General features: G+C 36.9%; 1 protein-coding gene and 1 pseudogene. One reads left to right on the top strand and one right to left on the bottom strand.

The window, feature by feature from the left end:
* Window positions 1-405: FAD-dependent monooxygenase (locus tag ACFIK8_RS10765; RefSeq protein WP_375669420.1), on the bottom strand; the 405-nt coding region annotated here is incomplete at its 3' end.
* Window positions 406-525: 120 nt separating this feature from the next.
* On the opposite strand from ACFIK8_RS10765, the pseudogene ACFIK8_RS10760 reads away from it, so the two are divergent.
* Window positions 526-826 (top strand): annotated as a pseudogene (locus ACFIK8_RS10760) (phosphatidylcholine/phosphatidylserine synthase); the annotation flags it as partial.

Below are 826 nucleotides of genomic sequence, written 5' to 3'. Positions count from 1 at the left end.
TGCTGAAGAAAAAAATCTTTTTATATTGGGCGTATGCGTAATAAAATTAGCTAAAGCATTGTTTAATGCTACATTAGGTATGTTATAACCAAAAGCCTCTTCACCAATTTCAGCGGCAGAAAAGTTCACTGTAGGAGCACGCACAATCCTAGAGGTTATATCTATGATTCTAATGGAAGATAAAGCTGCAGCATGGTGTTTGACAATATTCCAAATATTGAGTTTTTGAAGCATCCGAATTGCTGGAATCATAAGAGCGCTTGTCCGTAATTCATCTGCAGGAGCAGGTGGGCCAATAAGAAAAACAGAATACCCCTTATGTGCAAGGCTCAGCGCGGCTAACATACCAACAGGACCTGCACCAATGACAGCAATATCTTTATGCTCGTTTTCTTCAAATGTCATAACTACTTGAGCCTTTTCATATCTAAATGAACAATTTCTTTTTATTGTATAAAATTTTTCTATTATATTATGTAATAAATAATGCGATATAAAAAAGTAACCTTTTTATGCTTTTGGTAGATGGATGAAGACTTTAGAAACGAGGATAAGAAAACCTTGAAACGGAAGCTAACAAAACAAATCAAAACTAAGGCTGATCTCTTGCGCCATAAAAAAGTAACGATGCCACAAGCAAAGGCTTTTTCTGTTCATTTACTAACAGCTTCGGGTTCATTTTTAGCATTTCTTTCTCTTATATCCGCCTCTCAAAAAGAGTGGACTGCCATGTTTTGTTGGCTTGGACTTGCACTTCTCGTTGATGGTATTGATGGGCCAATTGCGCGCAAACTTGATGTTAAATACGTGCTTCCAACATGGTCTG

This window comes from Bartonella sp. MR168JLCBS (genome assembly GCF_042194175.1).
The sequence above is the reverse complement of the archived record's forward strand: the minus strand, read 5'-3'. Positions and strand labels throughout refer to the sequence as shown.